The sequence below is a fragment of the Mesorhizobium sp. M7A.F.Ca.CA.003.01.2.1 genome (genome assembly GCF_003998945.1).
Classification (GTDB): Bacteria; Pseudomonadota; Alphaproteobacteria; order Rhizobiales; family Rhizobiaceae; genus Mesorhizobium; species Mesorhizobium ciceri.
This window is the reverse complement of record NZ_RZRA01001392.1, coordinates 1-956: the sequence shown is the minus strand read 5'-3', so window position 1 is coordinate 956 and position 956 is coordinate 1. Positions and strand designations below refer to the sequence as shown.

The following is a 956-nucleotide window of genomic DNA, read 5'->3' as shown; positions in this document are numbered from 1 at the left end:
AGCACGGGGAACTTGATCATGTCGAGGAACGGCGCCAAGGCGGCCTCGCCGTCGTCGAATTCATGGTTGCCGAGGGCCATGGCATCGAACTTCATGTCGTTGAGGAATTCGCCTTCGACCTTGCCCTTATAGGTCGTGTAGAACAGCGAGCCCTGGAAATTGTCGCCGGCGCTGAGCAGCAGCACGTTCTGGCCTTCCAGCTTCTTGCGTTCCTGGGCAATCGCGGTGATTAGCCGGCCCGCGCCGCCGATGCACTCGCCCTTGGTCTCCTCGTCCGCCGAGCAGGTCGATTCATATTTGTTGTTGCCTTCGATGCGGCTGTGCCAGTCGTTGATATGCAGGATGTTCAGCGTGTAGTCGGCAAAGGACGCGCCGGCCGACAGGCCGAGGGCTGAGGCTGACAGGGCTGCAATGGCGGCAAGCTTCTTCATCTTCGTCTCCCGGAAAGCTGATCAGAGGCCATTAGCGCTCTTGCTTGACTGGAACATAACAGCCGGCGCTTTGGCCATGTTCCCATCGCGTTCCGGATGACGCAAGCGGAATCCGGGACCCTTTGCCGGCACAAAAAAGGACGGCGGCCAACCAGCCGCCGTCCTTGGAAAACGAATGGTCGTGGGTTCAGACGCGCCTTGTCAGCACGAAATTCTGACCGCTGGAGCTCGTGCAGTTGAGCTGGCTTGTCGACACCATCAGGCAGTTGAAGCTGACCGCGGTCTGGCGGATCAGCGAGGTGCCGTTGATCTGCACCGATGTGGCGCCGGTCATCGTGTAGCTGCCGTCGGCAAGCTTCTGGCCGGTGTCGGTGGCTACCGTCGTGAAGGTGCCGCCGGTGAAGGTCGACAGGCCGGTGCCCTTGGCGTCGATCCACGAGCCCTCGACGCCTTTCGGCGCCGCTGCCATCGGCGGTTGATCGGGGCCGCTGGTCGCACAGGCGGCGAGCATCGCCGCAATGGCAC

General features: G+C 62.0%; 2 protein-coding genes. Both read right to left on the bottom strand.

All coding sequences use genetic code 11. The features are described from left to right. On the bottom strand, window positions 1–431 hold a 431-nt coding region (locus tag EN969_RS32915; RefSeq protein WP_206525310.1), incomplete at its 3' end, for a metallophosphoesterase. A 187-nt stretch (window positions 432–618) separates the two neighbouring features. Further along, window positions 619–956 (bottom strand): hypothetical protein (locus tag EN969_RS32910; protein ID WP_245467635.1); only part of this gene is annotated, 338 nt, incomplete at its 5' end.